The organism is Roseitalea sp. MMSF_3546 (genome assembly GCF_030732865.1).
In the GTDB taxonomy this organism is placed as follows: domain Bacteria; phylum Pseudomonadota; class Alphaproteobacteria; order Rhizobiales; family Rhizobiaceae; genus Roseitalea.
The window spans coordinates 28,089-48,323 of the sequence record NZ_JASHKB010000026.1 but is presented as its reverse complement, the minus strand read 5'-3'; the positions used below and the strand labels follow the sequence as shown (position 1 = coordinate 48,323).

Below are 20,235 nucleotides of genomic sequence, written 5' to 3'. Positions count from 1 at the left end.
CAGCTATCTTTTCGGGAGGAGATACCCATGACCAAGACACTGACCAGGACCCTGGCTGTCAGCGCGGCCGGCTTTGCGCTGATGGCCGGATCGGCCATGGCGCAGACCGAACTGCGCATGACCTGGTACAATGACGGCAATGAGGGCGAGGTCATGCGTGACCTGCTCGACACCTTCGAGGAGCAGAACCCGGACATCACCGTGGTTCTGGACACCGTGCCCTACAAGGCGATTCTGGAAAGCCTGCCGGTGCAACTCGCCGCCGGCGAGGGACCCGATCTGGCCCGCGTGACCGACCTTGGCGGACTGGCGCAATACTATCTCGACCTGACGCCGTACATCTCCGATCCCGAGTACTGGGAGAACAATTTCGGCCCGTTCCTGGAGTGGAAGCGCGAGCCGGGCAATGACAGTGCCATTACCGGCTTCATGACGCAGCTCACCGTCACCGGCCCCTATGTCAACAAGACGCTGTTCGAGCAGGCCGGCGTGGAGATGCCCGGCGAAGGCGCGACCTGGGACGACTGGGCCGAAGCGTCCAGCCAGGTCGCCGAGGCAACGGGCGTCCCCTATCCGATGGCCTGGGACCGCTCCGGCCACCGCGTTGCCGGCCCGGCGATCTCGATGGGCGCGCAGATGTTCACCGAAGACGGCGAGCCGGCGCTGGTCGATGAGGGGCTGAAGATGATGGCCCAGAAACTCCATGACTGGCACCAGGACGGCACCATGCCCAAGGAGTTGTGGGGCTCGGTCTCGGGCAACCAGTATCTGGGCGCCAATGAGGACTTCGCCAACGCCAATGTCGTCCTTTACATGTCCGGCTCGTGGCAAATCCCGCAATTCGCCGAGACGATCGGCGATGCGTTCGACTGGTGGGCGGTTCCGGCGCCGTGCGGGCCGGCCGCCTGCACCGGCATGCCCGGCGGCGCGGCGCTGGTCGCGCTCAAGGACACCGAGCATCCCGAAGAGGTCGGCACGCTGATGGATTACCTGTCGAGCGAGGAGGTGCTGTCGGAGTTCTACGCGCGCACGCTGTTCATTCCCGGGCATCTGGGACTGGCCGAGAGTGGCGTCGACTTCGAAACCGACGATCCGCGCGCCAAGCATGCGCTGTCGACGTTCGCGGCCGCCGTGCCGTCGATCTCGCCGATCGCGTTCGATCTTCAGGGCTATGTGAACAACCGCGTGATGTTCAACGCGCTGATCTCGCGGCTGGGCGAGGCGATCGTGGGCGAGCTGACGCTCGAAGAGGCCTATGAGCGCATGGAGCAGGACGTCGCCCAGCAGATCGCCGAGCGCGAGCGCGACGGCTGATCGGGCCTGTGGGCCAATGGCCGCTTTCGGCCTTGTTTCGTGCACCTGATCCGAAAGTGGCCGTCTGCTTCGCCATTGCGGGGCGCCCGCGCATGTCGCGGGTGTCCCGCAATCCGAGCGGGCAACCGCAGTCTAAATACCGGGGCCAGTCCCGGTATGACGTGGCGATGAAATGCCGTCTCAGCGCTGTTGACGACGTGCGTTCGCGCCAGGTTCGAAGGTGATGGATCGGACCATGGCTTCAACCGACATCGCACCGCCCGAACCGGTGACGCTGACCGACCGTGCCAAGGCGGTCGCGGCGATCCCGGCGCGCGTGGTCTTTGCCATACTGGAGATCCCGTTCCGCTTCGTGCAGCGGATCTTCGGCATCGGCGCGATGCCCTATTTCTTCATCCTGCCGAACATGGTCTTTTTCGGCCTGTTCGTCATCATTCCGCTGTTCATCAATTTCGCCTTCTCGGTCACCGGCGGCACCAACCTCTTCCTGACCGACCGGCCCTATGTGGGCCTTGAGCAGTACGAATATCTGGCCGCCTGCGCCAACCATTTCGACCCGACGACCTGCCGCGAGGACCGGTTCTGGCGCGGCATCTACAACACGGTCGTGTTCGTCACCTTCCAGGTGTCGCTCATGGTGCTGTTCTCGCTGATCACCGCCCTGATCCTCAATCGGGACATCCGCTATCGCGGGTTCTACAGAGCGGCGTTCTTCTTCCCCGTGCTGCTGTCGCCGGTCGTGGTCGCGCTGATCTGGAAGTGGATCCTGCTGCGCGACGGCGTTCTCAATGCCGGCCTTGTCGGGCTGGGGCTCGATCGCATCCTGTTCTTCGTCGATCCGCAATGGGCGATGTTCTGGGCGATCTTCGTGTCGATCTGGGCCAATATGGGCTTTTACACGCTGATCCTGCTGGCCGGGCTGCAGGCGATCCCGCCGGACCTTTACGAAGCCGCCGAGATGGACGGCACCAAGCCCGAGCGCGTGTTCTGGCGCATCACGCTGCCGCTTTTGTGGCCGAACATGCTCGTGGTCATCGTGCTGGCGCTGATCAAGTCGGTGCAGGTGTTCGACGAGGTGTTCGTGCTGACCGGCGGCGGGCCGGGCACGGCGACGCAGTTCATCGTCCAGTACATCTACACCACCGGCTTTGCCAGCCAGGTGCAGAATTTCGGCCTGGCCTCGGCCGCCTCGGTGGTCCTGGGCGTGGTGCTGTTCGTCCTGACATTGCTGCAACTGGCGGTCGTGCGCAGGAGGGACCAGGGCTGATGGCCGACATCGCCGCCACGCCGAGCCGGACGATCGGGGGCCTTGCGACCGCACGGCGCGGCGGGCCGAACGGGCGTGGCTGGCACTGGACCGACATCTTCACCTATGTCTACCTCGCCTTCGGCGTGGCGCTGATGTTCCTGCCGGTGGTCTGGCTGGTGCTGTCCTCGTTCAAGACGCAGGCCGGCCTTCAGGAGTTTCCGCCGACGCTTTTGCCGCTCGGCCAGGTGCAGGTGGAGGTGCAGGGCTTCGACGAGCCGCTGCCACTGTTCGAGGTGACCTTCGAGGACGGCACCGTCCGGCAGATGGCGCAGATCCGGCGCATCGGCATCATGAGCCAGATGGTCGATCCCGAAAACCCTGAAGAGCGCATCCAGGTGTCGATCGACGACCGCGAGCCGATCCGCGAGTTCCGTGTCGCCTGGGAGAACTATACCAAGCCGCTCGAGACGTTCAACTTCCTGACATACCTGAACAATTCGGTCATCGTGACGGCGGCGGCGACGCTGATCACGCTGCTGATCAACTCGATGGCCGCCTACGGGCTGGCGATCTACGAGTTCCGGGGGCGCAACGCGGTGATGCTGTTCGTCATCGGCACGCTGATGATCCCGATCACCATCATCCTGGTGCCGACCTATCTGGTCGTCACCCAGCTTGGCATGGTCAACACGCTGTGGGCGGTGATCATACCGGGCTGCGCGACGCCCACGGGCGTGTTCCTGCTCAGGCAATACATGCTGACGATTCCGCGCGACCTGATCGAGGCGGCGCGCATGGACAAGGCGTCCGAATGGCAGATCTACTGGCGCATCGTGCTGCCCTTGTCGCTGCCGGCGATCGCGGTGCTGGCGATATTCTCGGTGATGTGGCGCTGGAACGATTTCCTGTGGCCGCTGATCGTGCTCAACCGGTCGGAGGTCTACACGCTGCAGATCGGACTGAACGCCTTCCAGGGCGAACTGAACGTGCAATGGCATTTCGTGCTGGCGATGACGGTCGTGGCGCTGATCCCGGTGACCGTGGTCTTCGCCTTCCTGCAGCGCTTCATCACCACCGGCATCGCTTCCTCGGGCATGAAATGACCGCGCCCCTGCCGCTCATCTTCGTCGATCCGTTCCCTCGAACCGAGGCGATGGTGTTCACGCCGGACACCGAGGCGGCGCTGCGCTCGATGGGCCGGCTGGTCACCCATTTCGGCGCGCGCGCGCCCGACGCGCTGGTCGAGAGCGTGCTCGACGAGGTGGCGATCATCATCGGCCAGACCGCCATGGACCGCGACCGGCTCGACCGGGCGGCGAATCTGAAGGCGATCGTCAACGTCAAGGCGAACTGGGAGCCGAACATCGACTATGCGCACGCGCAGGCCAAGGGCGTGCAGGTGCTGACCGTGGCGCCGGTGATGGGCCCGCCGGTCGCCGAATACTGCCTGGGCCAGGCGATCGCGCTGGCGCGCGGGCTGCCGCGGGCCGATGCCGCCTTCCGCAAGGGCAGCGAGCGCTATGGCGGGGAGGGCAACCGCGCCGCCTACAGCCTGTTCGGCGCGCCGGTCGGGCTGATCGGCTACGGCAATCTGGGCCGGGCGCTGGTGCCGCTCCTGCGAGCGTTCACGTCCCGGATCGCGGTGCACGATCCGGGCCTGTCGGACGCCTATCTGGAAAGTTGCGATCTAGAGCCGATGGCGCTCGACGCGCTGCTTTCATCGCGCCGCGTGGTCTTCGTGCTCGCCGGGGTGACCGCGCAGAACGAAGGCTTCCTGGGCGCCGACCGGCTGGCGCGCATGCCCGAGGGTGCAAGCCTCGTTCTTGCCTCGCGCGCCGAGGTGGTCGATTTCGAGGCGCTCATGGCCGAAGCCGACAGCGGCCGGCTGCGCGTCGCCGTCGACGTCTTTCCCGACGAGCCGGTGCCGGCGCACGCCCCGTGGCGGGACACGCGCAACGCGTTGTTCTCGGCGCATCTGGCCGGCGGGCTGGCCTCGACCTATGCGGCGATGCGGTCCATGATCGTCGACGATGTGCGCCAGATCCTGCGCGGCCTGCCGCCCATGCGGCTGCAGCGCGCCGAGCCGAGGCTGGCCGCCATGGCCCGCAGCCGATAGCATGCACGGGGAGGCGGTGTGACTGAAATCGAGCTCAAAAGCGTCCTGAAGGCCTATGGCGATGTCGAGGTGATCCACGGCATCGACCTGCATGTGGGCTCGGGTCAGTTCGTTGTATTCGTCGGCCCGTCGGGCTGCGGCAAGTCCACCCTCCTGCGCATCATCGCCGGGCTCGAACAGGTCACCGGCGGCGAGGTCGTCATCGATGGCACGGTGGTCAACGCCATCCCCGCCTCCGAGCGCGGGCTTGCCATGGTCTTCCAGTCCTATGCGCTCTATCCGCATATGAGCGTCTACAAGAACATGGCGTTCGGGCTCGAAAACTCGAAGATGGCGCGCGCGGAGATCGAAAGCCGCGTGCAGGAAGCGGCCGCGATGCTGCAGATCACGCCCTATCTGAACCGGCGGCCCAAGGCGCTTTCGGGCGGCCAGCGCCAGCGCGTGGCCATCGGGCGGGCGATCGTGCGCGATCCCAAGGCCTTCCTGTTCGACGAGCCGCTGTCCAATCTGGACGCCGAACTGCGCGTTGCCATGCGCAAGGAGATCGCGGCGCTGCACAACAAGCTGGGCGGCACGATGATCTATGTCACGCATGACCAGGTGGAGGCGATGACGCTGGCCGATGTGATCGTCGTGCTCAATCAGGGCCGCATCGAACAGATCGGCACGCCGCTCGAACTCTACAACTGCCCGCAAAACACCTTCGTTGCCGGTTTCATCGGCTCGCCGCGGATGAACCTGATGGAGGCGGTGGCCGAACCCGGCGAGGGCGGCGGCATCGATCTGGTCGCCGGCAGCCAGCGCATCGCGCTGCCGGCCATTGCGGGCATCGCGCCGGGCGACAATGTCACCTTCGGCATCCGTCCCGAACACATGGACATCGTCGATGCGGCCCAGGCCGACATTTCCGCTCCGGTCGACCTGACCGAGCAGTTGGGCGGGGAGACCTACCTGTTCTGCACGCCCGAAGGGCTGCCGCAGATCACGGTGCACCAGCTCGGCCAGTTTCCGGTGAGCGAGGGAGAAATGGTGCATCTGCGCTTCCAGCGAAAGGTGATGCACCTGTTCAACGCCGACGGCCAAGTCGTTGCCAATGGAATCGAAAACGGCGCCGCCGCCGGGATGGAAGTCGAAGGAGCGCAGGCATGAGCGCGGGGCGTATCGGGATCGGCGTGGTCGGCACGGGCATGGCCGCCAAGCCGCACGCGCAGGCGCTGAGATCGCTGGACGACTGCATCGCGGTGCGCGGCGTCTATTCGCGCGGGGCCGACAAGCGGGCGGCCTTCTGCGCCGAGCACGGATTTGCCGAGGCGGCCTCGCTGGAGGCGTTGGCGGACGATCCGGCGGTCAGGGCGGTCATCATCATCACGCCGCCCAATCAGAGGCTCGACCTGGTGCGGCGCTTTGCCGGGGCGGGCAAGCACATCCTGATGGAAAAACCCGTCGAGCGGACTTCGGAAGCGGCCGAGGAGATCGTGGCGATCTGCGAGGCGGCGGGGGTGCAGCTCGGCATCGTCTTCCAGCACCGGTTCCGGCAGGCCTCGCGCAAGCTCGACAAGCTGGTTCACTCGGGCGCGCTGGGCGCGATCGGGCTGGCGCGCGCCTCGGTGCCCTGGTGGCGCGAGCAGAGCTATTATGACGAGCCGGGCCGGGGCAGCTATGCGCGCGACGGCGGCGGCGTGCTGATCAGCCAGGCCATCCACACGCTCGATCTGATGCTGTCGATCGCCGGCCCGGTCGCCGAGGTGCAGGCCGTTGCCGGCACGACGCCTTTCCACGAGATGGAATCGGAGGATTTCGTCGCCGGCGGGCTGCATTTCCGCAACGGCGCGATGGGCGCGGTGATGGCGACCGTCGCCGCCTTTCCCGGCGAGGCCGAATCGATCACGCTCGACTGCGAAAAGGCGAGCGCGCATCTGCAATCGGGCACGCTGACGGTCAACTGGCGCGACGGGCGTAGCGAACGTTTCGGCGAAAGCGCCGACGGCACGGGCGGTGGCGCCGACCCGATGGCGTTTCCCTTCGACTGGCACCGCGACCTGATCACCGATTTCATCGAGGCGATCGCGGCCGGGCGCGAGCCGGCCGTGACCGGGCGCGATGCGCTGCATGTCCACTATCTCATCGACGCGCTGGTCGCCTCCTCGCGCGAGCGGCGCGCCGTCGAAATCTCCAACGGAGCCTGATCCATGGCACAGCTCAGCGTCGGGGTGATCGGCGTCGATCACCGGCACATCTATGGCCAGTTGCAGGGCATGCTCGATGCCGGTGCGACCTGCAAGGGCTGGTGGACCGATGGCGAGCCGCAGCCGGTCGCCGGGTTCCTCAAGCGCTTCCCGCACGTGCCGCGCGTCGCCGACCGCAGGGCGCTGCTCGACGACCCGGAGATCGACCTGATCCTGATCGCCGACATTCCGGCGCGGCGCGCCGAGCGCGCCATCGAGGCGATGCAGGCCGGCAAGGACGTGATGACCGACAAGCCCGGCTGCACCACGCTGGACCAGCTCGAGGCGATCAGGCGGACCGTCGCCGAGACCGGGCGCATCTGGTCGATCGACTTTTCCGAGCGTTTCGAGGTGCCGGCCGTGCAGAAGGCAGCCGAGCTGGTGGCCGAGGGCGCGGTCGGGCAGGTGGTGCAGACCGTCGGCCTGGGCCCGCATCGGCTGAACCGGCACTTGCGGCCGGACTGGTTCTTCGTCGAGGACCAGTATGGCGGGATCATCTGCGACATCGCTTCGCACCAGATCGACCAGTTCCTGTTCTTCACCGGCTCCGATGATGCGCAGATCGTTGCGTCCGCGGTCGGCAATTTCGCCAATCCGGACGATCCGGGTCTTCAGGATTTCGGCGAGATCCTGCTGCGCTCGGACAAGGGCACCGGCTATATCCGGGTCGACTGGTACACGCCCGACGCGCTGCCGAGCTGGGGCGACGGCCGGCTGGTCATTCTGGGGACCGAGGGCACGATCGAACTGCGCAAATATGTCGATCTGTGCGGGCGCGAGGGCACCGACCATGTCTATCTGGTCAATGGCGAGCGCTGCGAATATTTCGACGCCTCGGGCGAAAGGCTGACCTATTTCGAACGGCTCGCCGCCGACGTGCAGAACCGCACCGAGACGGCCATGACGCAGACGCACTGCCTGAAGGTGATGGAACTGGCGCTCAAGGCGCAGGCGCAGGCGGCGCGCATCGGCAAGCTGAAAGGGACGTGATGCTCAAGGTCGCGATCGCCGGCGCGGGGATCGGCGAGGCGCATATGCTCGCCTATGGGCAATTGCGCGCGCGGTTCCGTGTCGTTGCCGTCTGCGATCTCGATCGGGCCAGGGCCGAACGCGTCGCCGCCCATGACGATCACTGCGCGGCGGTCGAGGCGCTGCCGGAGGTGCTGGCCGACCCCGATATCGACATTGTCGACATCTGCCTGCCGCCGCATCTGCACGCGCCGGTCGCGCTCGAGGCGTTCGCCGCGGGCAAGCACGTGATCTGCGAGAAGCCGCTGGCCGGTTCGGTCGTCGAGGCCGACCGCATGGCCGATGCGGCGCGCAACACCGGCAGGCTGCTCGCGCCGATCTTCCAGTACCGCTACGGGCACGGGCTCTACCAACTGGCCGAACTGCAGCGGCGCGGGCTGGCCGGCACGCCGCTGGTCGCCACAATCGAGACGCACTGGAACCGCGGCGCGGACTATTACGCCGTGCCTTGGCGCGGCAAATGGGCCAGCGAACGCGGCGGGGCGGTGCTCGGCCATGCCATTCACGCGCATGACCTCGTCAGCGGATTCCTGGGGCCGGTGACGGCCGTGTCGGCCATGGTCGACACGCGCGTCAACGCCATCGAGACCGAGGACTGCGCCGCGCTTGCCATGCGCTGCGCCTCGGGCGCGCTGGTGACCTCATCGATCACGCTGGGCGGGGCGCGCGACACCTCGCGCCTGCGGTTCGTCTTCGAGACGCTGACGGCCGAAAGCGGGCGCAATCCCTATGCGCCCGGCGCCGATGACTGGACGTTCGAGGCGCGCGCACCGCTGACCCAGGTGGCGCTCGACGACGCGCTGGCCGAGATGGCCGAGACGGTCGCGGCGCGCCCGGTCGGCTATGCCGGCCAGTTCGCCGCCATCGCCGATCATCTGGAGGGCCGACCCGCTGCGCTGGTCACCGCCGATGACGGCGTGCGCTCGATCGAACTGGTGGCCGCGGTCTACCGGGCCGCGCGGACGGGCGCGACCGTCGCGCTGCCGCTTGACCGGGCCGAACCGATCTGTTCGGACTGGGCGCCAATGCTGACCGGATAGGAGCCACCATGCAGTTCGCGAACATCAACGGCGTCACGCTGCACTTTCAGGTGATCGGGGCGGCCGAGGGCAAGCCGACGATCGTGTTCGCCAACGCGCTGGGCACCGATTTCCGCATCTGGCGCGACGTGATCGTGCGGCTGGTCGGCGATTTCGCGCTCGTGATGTATGACAAGCGCGGTCACGGGCTTTCGGATGTGGGCGAGGCGCCCTATGCGATGGATGATCATGTGGGCGATCTGGCCGGCCTGCTCGACCATCTTTCGGTCAGCCAGGCGATCGTCTGCGGGCTGTCGGTGGGCGGGCTGATCGCGCTCGGGCTCGCCGGCAGCCGGCCCGAACTGGTGCGCGCGCTGGTGCTGTGCGACACCGCGCCCAGGATCGGCAGCGAGGCGGTGTGGAACGAGCGGATCGAGACCGTCCAGACCGGCGGCATCGCCGCGCTCGCCGAGCCGGTGCTCGAACGCTGGTTCACGCCCGAGTTTCGCCATCCGGCCAATGCCGAGCTTGCCGGATACCGGAACATGCTGGTGCGCCAGCCGCCGGCCGGATATGCGGGCACCTGCGCGGCCATTCGCGATGCCGATTTCACCGACATCGCGCGGGCGCTGACCGTGCCGGCCGCCTGCGTCGTCGGCGATCAGGACGGCTCGACGCCGCCCGAAGTGGTGGGCGAGATGGCCAAGCTGATCCCCGATGCGCGCTATGATGTGCTGACCGATTGCGGCCATATTCCATGTGTCGAACGGCCCGAGGCGCTGGCCAACATCGTCCGCGCCTTCGCCCGGGAGGTGGCCGGGCCGCCGCCGGGCACGTGAGCCGTGCGGGCGCGCGGCGCCCGGTTTTTGTCGTGCGTTTGACAATCGGCCGTTTTTTTGCCGCCGGGCGGTTTGAAACCACGCCGCATTCATGGACAATGCAGGCAAAGGCGAACCAGCAGGGACAGACGATGCGCATGACACAGCAGGACCACATCAGTCGCGGTCTCGGAGAGCGGGCGCGTTTTGGCCGCTTGCTTCGCACGCTGATCGCCGCTGCTTGCCTTGCCGGGATTGCCGCTCCGGCTCCGGCCCAGATCGTCAATGAGGGCCGGGCGACGGGCACCGCGCCGGGCGGCGAGGCGGGCGCCGTCACCGGCACGGATTCCGTGGCCATCGAGACCGAAACGCAGGCCGCCCGCCTTCTCGTCGCCCTGAGCATCGACGAGGGCCGGCCGACCATCGGCAACGGCGCCAGCGAGATGATGGTCGATGCCGGCGACCGGATCGACTACGCCGTCACCGTGACCAATGCGGGCAATGTGACCCTGACCGATATCAGCGTCGATGCGCCCGGGCCGACGTTCAACGGCCAGCCGGCCGCCGGCCGATGGTCCGAGCCGGTTCTGGCCGCGAGCAGCGATGTTGGCAGCAACGGCGAACTGTCGCCGGGCGAGAGCTGGCGCTACCGGGCCTCCTACGGTCTCACCCAGGCCGACATCGATGCCGCCGCGCAGGCAACCGACAGCGTCGTCAACACCGTCTCCGCGACGGCCACCGACCCCACCGGCGTGACGGTGATGCCCGATGCCGAGAGCGAACAGACCCAGTTGGCCGTGACCACCAACATCCCGTCCCTGCCGTCGCTGAGCATGGAGAAGATCGCCAAGAACGGGGCCGCGGTGCAGACGGTGGGCTGGGCGGCCGGCGATACGGTGACCTACGAATTCACGGTCACCAATACCGGCAATGTGACGCTGCGCGACGTGAGCGTGGAGGACGGGCCGGCCACCTTCACCGGGCAAGGCACGCTGTCGCCGGTGACGCCCGAGAGCGTCGCCGAGCTCGCGCCGGGCGAGACGGCGGTGTTTCAGGCCAGCTACGTGATCGAGCAAGCCGATATCGACGCGCAGCAGCCCGAGTGACCGGTTGCGGCGGGCCGGCCGGGCAACGGCGCGCCACGCATGATTTGGCCGCATCCGTCGGGCAGGCGGTAAACGCTGCGAACCTTGGGCAAGGTGTGGTTCTTTGCGGTCGATGCGTGCCTCGGTGACAAGACGGGATGAGCGCGGGCGCCGGCGCCGCATGGGCGCCGGGCCGCTGCTGGCGCTGGCGCTGCTTGCCGCCGGCCTGGGCGCGGCGCGCGCCGATATCGAGAACCGGGCGAGCGCGCGCGCGCTCGCGCCGGGCGGCGCCGAGGTGACGGCTGGCTCCGGGACCGTGACCATCGGCCTGCTCGGGGTCGTTTCGGCGGCCGGCGATACGGTGCCGGAGATCGTCGACTCGGCCGAGCCGGCCAGGGCGGTCGTCAACGTTCTGACCAACGACACGCTGGACGGCCAGTCGCCGGGAGCCGAAGGACTCGTGGCCCGGCCGGTCGAGCCCTGGCCCGAAGGGTTGACGCTGAATTCCGACGGCACGCTCGATGTGGCCCGTCATGCCCCGCCCGGCACATTCGAGATGACATATCGGGCCTGCGAAGACGCCCATCCGACCAATTGCGCGCGCGCGCGGGTGGCCCTGACCGTCGCGCGTTCGCGCCCGCTTCTCGCCGGCACGGTCTTTCAGGACGCCGACCAGAACGGCGCGCTCGACGGCTTCGATCCGGGGCTCGCCGGCTATCGGGTCGAACTGATCGACGCAGCCGGCGAGGCGGTGGCGGTGTCGGCGACCGGCTCGGCCGGCCAGTTCGCCTTTCAGGGCTTTGACGCGGGCACCTACGCGCTTGTGGTCACCGACACGCTGACCGGGCTCGGCGTCGCCCGCGCCGACGCCTTCGCCGTCGAACCCGGATCGGTGCTCATCGACCGCAATATCGCGGTCAATCCGACGGGCGTTGTCTTCGACGCGATCAGCGGAGCGCCGGTGACGGGGGCGGTGGTGCGCCTTGTGGACGCGGAGGGCGAGCCGCTGCCGCCGGCTTGCCTGCTGCCGGGCCAGCAGGGGCAGATGACCGGCGCGAGCGGCCAGTATCGTCTCTCGATCGTCTTCGGCGCGGCGCCGCAATGCCCGGCCGGGCGCACGACATATCGCATCGCGGTCGCCCCACCGGGCGGCTACGAGCCGGTCGCCGGTGCGGGCGAGGCCGCGCTCGATGTGGGTGCGTGTCCGGGCGATGCGATCGCCGGCGGTCCGTGCCATGTGCAGCCGACCGCCGTGCCGCCGCCCGATGGCCTGCAAGCGCGGCACCACCGGGTGCTGGCGATCGCGCAGGGCGATCCGGCGGTGGTCTTCAACCATGTTCCGCTGATGCCGCTGTTCGCGCGCACCGGCACGGGCCTGTCGGTCTCCAAGACCGCCGACAGCGCGGCGGCAAGGCAGGGCGATGTGGTCGTCCTGACGGTGGATATCGCCAATGACGGCGAGGTGACGGCCGATACGCTGACCCTGGTCGAGCGGCTGCCCGACCCGCTCGTCTATGCGCCCGGCACGGCGCGCGTCGACGGCGCGGCCTTCGAGCCGGAGACCGCCGGGCGCGGCCTGCGCTTCGGCCCGCTCGAGCTTGCGCCCGGCCAGAGCGCGACGGTCCGCTTCGAGGCGCGCGTCACCGATGCGGCGGTCAGCGGCGTCGTCGACGCCGTGTCGCAACTGCTCGGCGGCGACGGGCGCGCGGCGGCGCGGCCGGCACGGGTGCGGCTGCGCATCGAGGGCCTGGCCGATCCGGCCTGCCCGGAGATCGGCGGAGTGGTCTTCGTCGATGCCAATCGCAATGCGGCGATGGATCCGGCCGAGCGTGGGATTGCCGATGTGCGCCTGACCGCCGATGGCGGGATCGTGGCCACGACCGGCCCGGCCGGGCGCTTCGTGCTGGCCTGCGAGGGGCGGCCCGAGGGCGCGGAGATGGCGCTGCGGCTCGACACGGCGACCCTGCCCGAGGGCATGCGGCTGATCGGCCCGAACCCGGTGACGGTGCCGGTGTCGCCGGACCTGCCCGTGCGGGTCGAGTTCGGCGCGGCGCCCTTGCCGGTCGTCAGCATCGACCTGGCGGGTCCGGCCTTCGATCCGGGCAGTGCGGTTCCCTCCGAAGCGTTGCGCAACGGCATCCTCGCCGTCGCCTTCACCGCGGTCGACGGGCCGTCGGTGATGCGGCTGACCTATCACCGGCGCGGCGAGGACATGGCGCTGGCCCAGGCGCGGCTGGGCGCCATCGAGGAGCTGCTCGCCGAGGAGTGGCGGCGCCGGCAACTGCCGGCCTCGCCGGTTCAAACGCGCATTGTCGGCGCCCGGTGACGCTTATCGCCCGGTGCCGCCCAGGCATGCGGTGAACGCCTCGGCCATGGTGCGGATCAGCGCGAAGTAATGGTCCGGCCCCGCCGGCAGTTCGGCGCCGAGCGGGTCGAGTACGCCGGATGTTGCGCCCGTGCCCTCGGTGACGATCTCGATCACGCGGGGGTCGAATTGCGGCTCGGCGAAGACGCAGGCGCCATCGAGTTCGGCGATCCTTGCCTTGATCTCGCGCAGCCGGTCGGCGCCGGGCGCGACCTCGGGATTGACCGTGATCGAGCCCGAGGCGCGCAGGCCGAAGCGGTTCTCGAAATACTGGTATGCGTCATGAAAGACAATGAAGCGGGCATCGCGGACGGGTTCGAGCGTTTCGGCGACCTCGGCTTGCAGCGCATCGAGCCGGTCGGCGAGGGTGCCGGCATTGTCCCGATATGTCTGGGCGTTGGCGGGGTCGATGTCGGCAAGCGCCGCGGCGATGGCGCCGACGAAGACCCTGGCATTGTCGGGATCGAGCCAGAGATGGGAGTCATGGGCGTGACCATCGCCATGATGGTGGTCGTCATCGTGGTGCTCGTCATGGGCGTGGTCGTCATCGTGGTGGTCGTCATGGGCGTGGTCGTCATCGTGGTGATCGTCATGGGCATGATCATCGTCATGGGCATGATCATCGTCATGGGCATGATCATCGCCATGGGCATGATCATCGCCATGGGCATGGTCGTGGTCCTCGAAGGCTCCGCCGGCGCGCTGCTCGAGCAACGTTGCGCCGTCGGTCTCGGCCAGCGCCAGGCTGCGCGCATCGGCGGCGATCGTCTCGATCGGCTTTTCGAGGAATGCCTCGAGTTCCGGCCCGATCCAGACGACCAGATCGGCATCGGCGAGGCTGGCCGCCTGCGACGGCCGGAGGCTGTAATTGTGCGGGGAGGCGGCGCCCTCGACGAGCACCTGCGGCGTGCCGGTGCTTCCCATCACGCCGGCGACCAGCGAATGGACCGGCTTGATCGAGGCGATGACAGTCATATCTGCCCGTGCGGGGCTGGCGGCGGCCACGGCAAGCGCGGCCAGCGTCAAGATGCGGCGCATTCCCATCATTGTCTCCCTTCGGCAATGGCGATCGTTGGGTAATGTTATACTGTAACATCGTTGCGTGCGGTGATAGCCTGTGAGATAAGCCAGCGCAAGTGCCTGTCCTTGCGACAAGGCTCGATTTGGAGCGCTTGATGCTCAAGCCCGCCGACCCTCTCGTCCAGTTGACCAATGCGGGCGCCCGTCGCGCCGGCCGCTGGCTCGTGCGCGGCGTCGACATGGCGGTGCGACCGGGCGAGATCGTCACCCTGGTCGGCCCGAACGGGTCGGGCAAGTCGACCACGGCAAAGCTCGCGCTCGGCCTGATGGCACCCGACGAGGGCACGGCCGTGCGCCGGCCGGGCCTGCGCGTGGGCTATGTGCCCCAGGAACTGGCGCTCGACTGGACGCTGCCGGTCACGGTGGCGCGCTTCATGCGGCTGACCGGCCATCCCTCGGACGACGAGGTCGAGGCGGCGCTGACCAGCACCGGTGTCGCCCATCTGCGCCAGAACCAGCTTCGGACGCTGTCGGGCGGCGAGTTCCAGCGCGTCATGCTGGCGCGCGCGCTCGGCCGCAAGCCCGATCTTCTGGTGCTCGACGAGCCGGTGCAGGGCGTCGACTATACCGGCGAGATCGCGCTCTACGAGTTGATCGCGCGCATCCGCGACGACTGGGCCTGCGGGATCCTGCTGATCTCGCACGATCTTCATGTGGTGATGGCCGCCACCGACCGCGTCGTCTGCCTGAACGGGCATGTGTGCTGCGAAGGCACGCCGACGGCGGTCGCCGAGAGCGCGGCCTATCGCGAGCTGTTCGGCGACCGGGCAGCCTCGGCCCTGGCACTTTACGAGCATCACCACGATCACACCCATCTGCCCGACGGGCGCGTGCGCCATGCCGACGGCACCGTCACCGATCATTGCCACCCCGGGGACGGCCATCATCACGCCCAGGGGCACCCGCCCGGCGGGACGGCTCGGCCGTCCGAGCCGGAACGGCGCGGCAAGGGGCAGGGCGATGCTTGACGACTTCTTCGTGCGTGCGCTCGTTGCCGGCACCGGCGTGGCGCTGGTGGCGGGGCCGCTGGGCTGCTTCGTCATCTGGCGGCGTCTGGCCTATTATGGCGACACGCTTTCCCACGCCGCGCTTCTGGGCGTGGCGCTGGCGCTGCTGCTGGAGGCGCAGATCACGGTCGGGGTGTTCGCAGTCGCGATCCTGGTCTCGCTCGCGCTCTATGCCCTGCAGAGCCGGGCGACGCTGGCAACCGATGCGATCCTGGGCCTTCTGTCCCATTCCGCGCTGGCGCTGGGTCTGGTGGCGCTCGCCTTCATGACCTGGGTGCGGGTCGATCTGATGAGCTTTCTGGTCGGCGACATCCTGGCGGTGTCGCGCACCGATATCGCGGTGATCTATCTGGGCGGGGCAGCGGTGCTCGCCGGGCTGGTGGTCATCTGGAAACCGCTGTTCGCCGCGACCGTCAGCCGCGAACTGGCCAAGGCCGAGGGCATGGCGCCGGCGCGCACCGACATCGTCTTCATGGTTCTCATGGCGATCGTCGTCGCCATCGCGATGAAGATCGTCGGCGTGCTGCTGATCACCGCGATGCTGATCATTCCGGCGGCGACGGCGCGGCGCTTTGCGGGCGGGCCCGAGCAGATGGCGATCATCGCCGCGCTGGCCGGCGTGGCGGCGGTCATCGCCGGCCTGTTCGGCTCGCTGCAATGGGACACGCCGTCCGGCCCGTCCATCGTGGTCGCAGCGCTCATCCTTTTCGTGCTAAGCTTGGCGCCGCTGATGCGCCGATCCTGACGGGACATGACCATGCACGCCAAGCCGAGCGAGGAGCCGCGCCTGACCCGCAACCAGGCGCTGGTGCTGGACACGCTGTCGGAGGCCGACGGCCCGCTGAGCGCCTATGCAATCCTTGATCTTCTGCGCGAGAACGGCTTTCGCGCGCCGCTGCAGGTCTATCGCGCGCTCGACAAGCTGGTGGCCGCCGGTCGCGTGCATCGGCTGGAGAGCCTGAACGCGTTCGTTGCCTGCCAGAAGCCCGACTGCCGGAGCCACGCCACGATCGCCTTTGCGATCTGCGATCGATGCGGCGAGGTGCGCGAGGTCGACGATCCGAACCTGGCGCGCCGGCTGAAGACGATTGCCGACGGGCTGGATTTCGCCCTGCATGGCTCGGTGGTCGAGCTGCGCGGGCTGTGCGCCGGCTGCGCCGCAGCCTAGGCCCTGTTCAGCACCAACGCGTGGAACGGTCCGGCTGTCCGGCGGGCGCCATTCGCATCTGCGCCTTGCAAATGCGTCGCAACTGGGCGAGAAGGCGCCATGAGCGAAGCCAAGATCATGAGCGCGAGTGATCTCGAGGAGGCCCTGCGCGACGAGGGTGTGCGCATCACGCGCCAGCGCAGCGCCATCCTGCAATGCCTGGCCGAATCGGACGATCATCCCGACGCGAACGATCTGTTCGGGCGGGCGAGCGAGATCGAGCCGACCGTGTCGCTGTCGACGGTCTACCGCACGCTCTCGGTGCTGGAAAATCGCGGTGTCGTCCACCGGTTGTCCTTCGAGGGCGCGCCGGCGCGCTTCGAGACGGCGGACGCGCCGCACCACGATCACATGATCGACCTGGAGACGGGCGACGTGATCGAGTTCCGCTCCGACAAGATCGAAAAACTGCAGGCGGAGATCGCCGCCGAACTGGGCTACGACATCGTCTATCACAAGCTCGAACTGTATGGACGCAAGAAGCGGGCGCGGCGCTGACGGCCGATGCGACCCGGCGGCCCGCCGTGATGGTTCCGCGGCGGCCCGAAAGCGTTTGATCGCGCGGGCATTCTGACGCATAGGGCAGGCATGGCTGCCCTCAACCATCCCGACCGCCTGTTGCCGGCCGATCCGGGCGTGCGCGCCATCGCCCGACGGCTCTACGACCACGTCGCCGGCCTGCCGATCGTCAGTCCGCACGGCCATTGCGATCCGGCCTGGTTCGCCGACAATGCACCGTTCCCCGACCCGGCGCGGCTGCTCATCGTGCCCGACCACTACATCTTCCGCATGCTGCACAGCCAGGGCGTGGCGCTGGAAAGCCTTGGCATCGCGCGCCGCGACGGCGGGCCGGTCGAGACCGATCCGCGCGCCATCTGGCGCGTCTTCGCCGCCCACTACCACCTGTTTGCCGGCACGCCGACGCGGCTTTGGCTCGATCACACCTTCGAGACGCTGTTCGGGCTGACCGAGCCGCTTGGTCCTGACAATGCGGAGGCCTGCTACGCGGCGATCGACGCGCGGCTGAAGACCGACGCCTATCGGCCACGCGCGCTGTTCGAACGCTTCGGCATCGAGGTCCTGGCGACAACCGAGGGGGCGCTCGACGATCTGCGCCGTCACCGGGCGATTGCCGCCAGCGGCTGGCCGGGCCGGGTGGTGACCACCTATCGGCCCGATGCGCTGATCGATCCCGACCATGAGGATTTCGCTGCCAATCTGGATGCATTCGGCGCCGTGACCGGCTGCGACATTGGCACATGGGCGGGGTATCTCGATGCCCATCGTGCCCGGCGCGCCTACTTCCGCGACCACGGCGCGACGGCGACCGATCATGGCCTCGCCTCGGCGCGAACGGCGAACCTTGCGCGCGCCGAATGCGAGGCGATCTTCGACCGGCTGCGCAGCGGGCGCGCGGACAAGGGCGATGCGGCGCTGTTCCGCGCGCAGATGCTGACCGAGATGGCGAAGATGAGCGTCGAGGACGGTATGGTCATGCAGATTCATCCGGGCTCGTGGCGCGATCACAGCGCGCACATCTTCAAGGCGTTCGGCCGCGACAAGGGCTTCGACATTCCGATGCCGACCGATTATGTCGGCGCGCTCAAGCCGATGCTCGATGCGGTCGGTCACGCGCCGGGTCTGACCGTCATCGTCTTCACGCTCGACGAGACGGCGTATGGGCGCGAACTGGCGCCGATGGCCGGCGTGTATCCGTGCCTGAAGCTCGGCCCGGCCTGGTGGTTCTTCGACAGCCCCGACGGCATCAGGCGCTTTCGCGAACTGACCACCGAAACGGCGGGATTGTACAACACGGTCGGCTTCAATGACGACACGCGCGCCTTTCCCTCGATCCCGGCCCGGCACGACATGGCGCGGCGCATCGACTGCGCCTTCCTGGCCGAGCGCGTCGCCGACCACCGCCTGCGCGAGGACGAGGCGTTCGCACTGGCCGAGGACCTGACCGTCAATCTCGCCCGCCGTGCCTATGGATTTGACCGATGACCGACCGTCCGCGCCTGAGCAACGCCACCGTTGACCGCGCCAGCGCCGATGTGCGCCGGCCGGCCCATGATCGTGCGCGCGTCACGCCCGGTATCGTGCATCTTGGGATCGGCAATTTCCACCGCGCGCACCAGGCGGTCTATGTCGACGACATACTGGCGGCCGATCCCGGCTGGGGCATCGTCGGGGCGAGCCTGCGCCGGCCCGACATGGCCGAGGCGCTGACGCCGCAGGACGGGCTCTATACGCTGGGCGTGCGCGAGGGCGATGACACGTGCGCGCGCATCATCGGTTCGGTGCTGGAGGTGATCCACGCCGGCGCCGACCCGGCCGCCCTGATCGAACGGCTCGCCGATCCGCGCATCCGCATCGTTTCGCTGACGGTGACCGAAAAGGGCTATTGCCACGACCCTGCCACTGCCAATCTCGATGCGGACAATCGCGCCGTGCGCGCCGATCTTGAAAACCCGGACGCGCCGCACTCGGCACCGGGCCTGCTGGTCGCCGCGATCCGGATGCGGCGCGCGCGCGGCATTGCGCCCTTCACCGTGCTGTCCTGCGACAACCTGCCGGAGAACGGGCATGTGACGAAACGCGTCCTCGCCCAGTTCGCCGCGCTGAGCGATGCGGCGCTGTCGGACTGGATCGCCGGAAACGTCGCCTTTCCGAGCACCATGGTCGACCGCATCGTGCCGGCGACGACCGACGCCGACCGCGCGGCGATGGCGGCGCTGACCGGGCTCGACGATGCCTGGCCGGTGGTCACCGAGCCGTTCAGCCAATGGGTGATCGAGGACGGTTTCGGCGGCCCGCGCCCCGACTTCGGCGCCGTTGGCGCGCAGATTGTCGCCGATGTCGCCCCGTTCGAGGCGATGAAGCTGCGCATGCTCAACGGCGCGCATTCGGCGATCGCCTATCTGGGTCAGCTTGCCGGCCACCAGACCGTGGCCGAGGCGGTCGGCGATGCGGCGATCGCCGATTTCGTGCAGGCGATGTGGGCCGAGGAGATCGTCCCCACGCTGGACGTGCCCGATACCGATCTTGGCGCCTATGCGCGTGCGCTCGCCGACCGCTTCGCCAACGCGGCGCTCAGGCACCGCACCGCGCAGATCGCCATGGATGGCAGCCAGAAGGTGCCGCAGCGCCTGCTGGCCACCATCGCCGACAGACGCAAGGCCGGCGCCTCGCACGAGCGCCTGACGCGCGCGGTCGCCGCCTGGATCGCCTATGTCGCCGAAAGGGGCGGCGCGGTCGACGATCCCATGTCCGGGCGGTTCGTCGAGATCGCCCGGACCCATGCGCCCGGCGGGCCGGACTTTGCCGAAGCGATGGTTTCCATTCGCGCCGTGTTCGGCGAACTGGCCGAAGCGACCGACTTCCGGGCCGATGTGGTGCGCGCGGTTCAGTCCCTGTCGGTTTCGGGTGGCTCGTAGGCGATGAACAGGCCATGAAAGGCCACGCCCGCCAGCGCCAGGAAGATCAGCGCCCACAGATAGGCGCCCGTCGACAATTCGAACAATCCCCACAGACCCGCCACGGCGACAACCGCGATGCGCACCCAGAGCGGCTTGAACATGGGGTGATCGAACCCGAACTTCACCGGCGGACCCTTTCCCTGCATATGACCGGTCGTGCTTGCCATCACGGTGCGGCCAAGGTCAATTGTGATCGCCTTTGCCGCGCGGTCTTGATCCGCGTCAAGAGCTTGTCGGCCTTG

The 20,235-nt window shown here is 68.2% G+C and carries 19 protein-coding genes; 17 read left to right on the top strand and 2 right to left on the bottom strand.

The features are described 5' to 3' along the window. The first annotated feature begins 27 nt into the window (after window positions 1–27). From RBB34_RS16710 to RBB34_RS16660, 11 genes are all read left to right on the top strand, one after another. Window positions 28–1,314, top strand: coding sequence for an ABC transporter substrate-binding protein (locus RBB34_RS16710; protein ID WP_306120382.1), 1,287 nt, complete (start codon window positions 28–30; stop codon window positions 1,312–1,314). A 235-nt stretch (window positions 1,315–1,549) separates the two neighbouring features. Beyond that, a complete protein-coding gene (locus RBB34_RS16705; protein WP_306120381.1) occupies window positions 1,550–2,581 on the top strand; it encodes a sugar ABC transporter permease in 1,032 nt (343 codons plus the stop codon). After that, on the top strand, window positions 2,581–3,666 hold the full coding sequence (locus RBB34_RS16700; protein WP_306120380.1) for a carbohydrate ABC transporter permease: 1,086 nt from the start codon (window positions 2,581–2,583) through the stop codon (window positions 3,664–3,666). The genes RBB34_RS16705 and RBB34_RS16700 overlap by 1 nt, the downstream gene beginning before the upstream one ends. After that, window positions 3,663–4,679 carry an NAD(P)-dependent oxidoreductase gene (locus RBB34_RS16695; RefSeq protein WP_306120379.1) on the top strand — a complete coding sequence of 339 codons (1,017 nt, stop codon included), beginning with the start codon at window positions 3,663–3,665 and terminating at the stop codon, window positions 4,677–4,679. The genes RBB34_RS16700 and RBB34_RS16695 overlap by 4 nt, the downstream gene beginning before the upstream one ends. Before the next feature lie 18 nt (window positions 4,680–4,697). Beyond that, window positions 4,698–5,828 (top strand): sn-glycerol-3-phosphate ABC transporter ATP-binding protein UgpC, encoded by a 1,131-nt coding sequence (gene ugpC / locus RBB34_RS16690; RefSeq protein WP_306120378.1) that lies wholly within the window; start codon window positions 4,698–4,700, stop codon window positions 5,826–5,828. Beyond that, window positions 5,825–6,865 (top strand): Gfo/Idh/MocA family oxidoreductase, encoded by a 1,041-nt coding sequence (locus RBB34_RS16685; protein ID WP_306120377.1) that lies wholly within the window; start codon window positions 5,825–5,827, stop codon window positions 6,863–6,865. Before ugpC ends, RBB34_RS16685 begins: the two co-directional genes overlap by 4 nt. Before the next feature lie 3 nt (window positions 6,866–6,868). Further along, on the top strand, window positions 6,869–7,894 hold the full coding sequence (locus RBB34_RS16680) for a Gfo/Idh/MocA family oxidoreductase (protein ID WP_306120376.1): 1,026 nt from the start codon (window positions 6,869–6,871) through the stop codon (window positions 7,892–7,894). Further along, complete coding sequence (locus RBB34_RS16675; protein ID WP_306120394.1) at window positions 7,894–8,973, top strand: Gfo/Idh/MocA family oxidoreductase; 1,080 nt, start codon at window positions 7,894–7,896, stop codon at window positions 8,971–8,973. Before RBB34_RS16680 ends, RBB34_RS16675 begins: the two co-directional genes overlap by 1 nt. Window positions 8,974–8,981: 8 nt before the next feature. Continuing rightward, on the top strand, window positions 8,982–9,791 hold the full coding sequence (pcaD, locus tag RBB34_RS16670) for a 3-oxoadipate enol-lactonase (RefSeq protein ID WP_306120375.1): 810 nt from the start codon (window positions 8,982–8,984) through the stop codon (window positions 9,789–9,791). A 137-nt stretch (window positions 9,792–9,928) separates the two neighbouring features. Further along, complete coding sequence (locus RBB34_RS16665) at window positions 9,929–10,876, top strand: hypothetical protein (RefSeq protein ID WP_306120374.1); 948 nt, start codon at window positions 9,929–9,931, stop codon at window positions 10,874–10,876. 124 nt (window positions 10,877–11,000) lie between these two features. After that, entirely contained in the window at window positions 11,001–13,181 is a 2,181-nt protein-coding gene (locus tag RBB34_RS16660) for an SdrD B-like domain-containing protein (protein WP_306120373.1), read from the top strand. A gap of 3 nt (window positions 13,182–13,184) precedes the next feature. On the opposite strand, the gene RBB34_RS16655 is transcribed toward RBB34_RS16660, so the two are convergent. After that, the gene (locus RBB34_RS16655; RefSeq protein ID WP_346432548.1) at window positions 13,185–14,258 is read right to left on the bottom strand and encodes a zinc ABC transporter substrate-binding protein; all 1,074 of its coding nucleotides are present in this window, start codon (window positions 14,256–14,258) and stop codon (window positions 13,185–13,187) included. Between the two features lie 137 nt (window positions 14,259–14,395). On the opposite strand from RBB34_RS16655, the gene RBB34_RS16650 reads away from it, so the two are divergent. The 6 genes from RBB34_RS16650 (at window position 14,396) to RBB34_RS16625 (ending at window position 19,951) form a co-directional block, all read left to right on the top strand. Then, entirely contained in the window at window positions 14,396–15,268 is an 873-nt protein-coding gene (locus tag RBB34_RS16650) for a metal ABC transporter ATP-binding protein (protein WP_306120371.1), read from the top strand. Next, window positions 15,261–16,052, top strand: coding sequence for a metal ABC transporter permease (locus RBB34_RS16645; protein ID WP_306120370.1), 792 nt, complete (start codon window positions 15,261–15,263; stop codon window positions 16,050–16,052). The genes RBB34_RS16650 and RBB34_RS16645 overlap by 8 nt, the downstream gene beginning before the upstream one ends. Window positions 16,053–16,064: 12 nt before the next feature. Continuing rightward, a complete protein-coding gene (locus RBB34_RS16640; RefSeq protein ID WP_306120369.1) occupies window positions 16,065–16,475 on the top strand; it encodes a Fur family transcriptional regulator in 411 nt (136 codons plus the stop codon). Window positions 16,476–16,574: 99 nt separating this feature from the next. Then, complete coding sequence (locus RBB34_RS16635; RefSeq protein WP_306120368.1) at window positions 16,575–17,012, top strand: Fur family transcriptional regulator; 438 nt, start codon at window positions 16,575–16,577, stop codon at window positions 17,010–17,012. A 90-nt stretch (window positions 17,013–17,102) separates the two neighbouring features. Beyond that, a complete protein-coding gene (uxaC, locus tag RBB34_RS16630; RefSeq protein ID WP_306120367.1) occupies window positions 17,103–18,518 on the top strand; it encodes a glucuronate isomerase in 1,416 nt (471 codons plus the stop codon). Then, complete coding sequence (locus RBB34_RS16625; protein WP_306120366.1) at window positions 18,515–19,951, top strand: mannitol dehydrogenase family protein; 1,437 nt, start codon at window positions 18,515–18,517, stop codon at window positions 19,949–19,951. The genes uxaC and RBB34_RS16625 overlap by 4 nt, the downstream gene beginning before the upstream one ends. On the opposite strand, the gene RBB34_RS16620 is transcribed toward RBB34_RS16625, so the two are convergent. Next, window positions 19,921–20,118: a DUF3329 domain-containing protein gene (locus RBB34_RS16620; protein WP_306120365.1), complete on the bottom strand. Its 198-nt coding sequence runs from the start codon at window positions 20,116–20,118 to the stop codon at window positions 19,921–19,923. The genes RBB34_RS16625 and RBB34_RS16620 overlap by 31 nt on opposite strands. Window positions 20,119–20,235 lie beyond the last annotated feature (117 nt).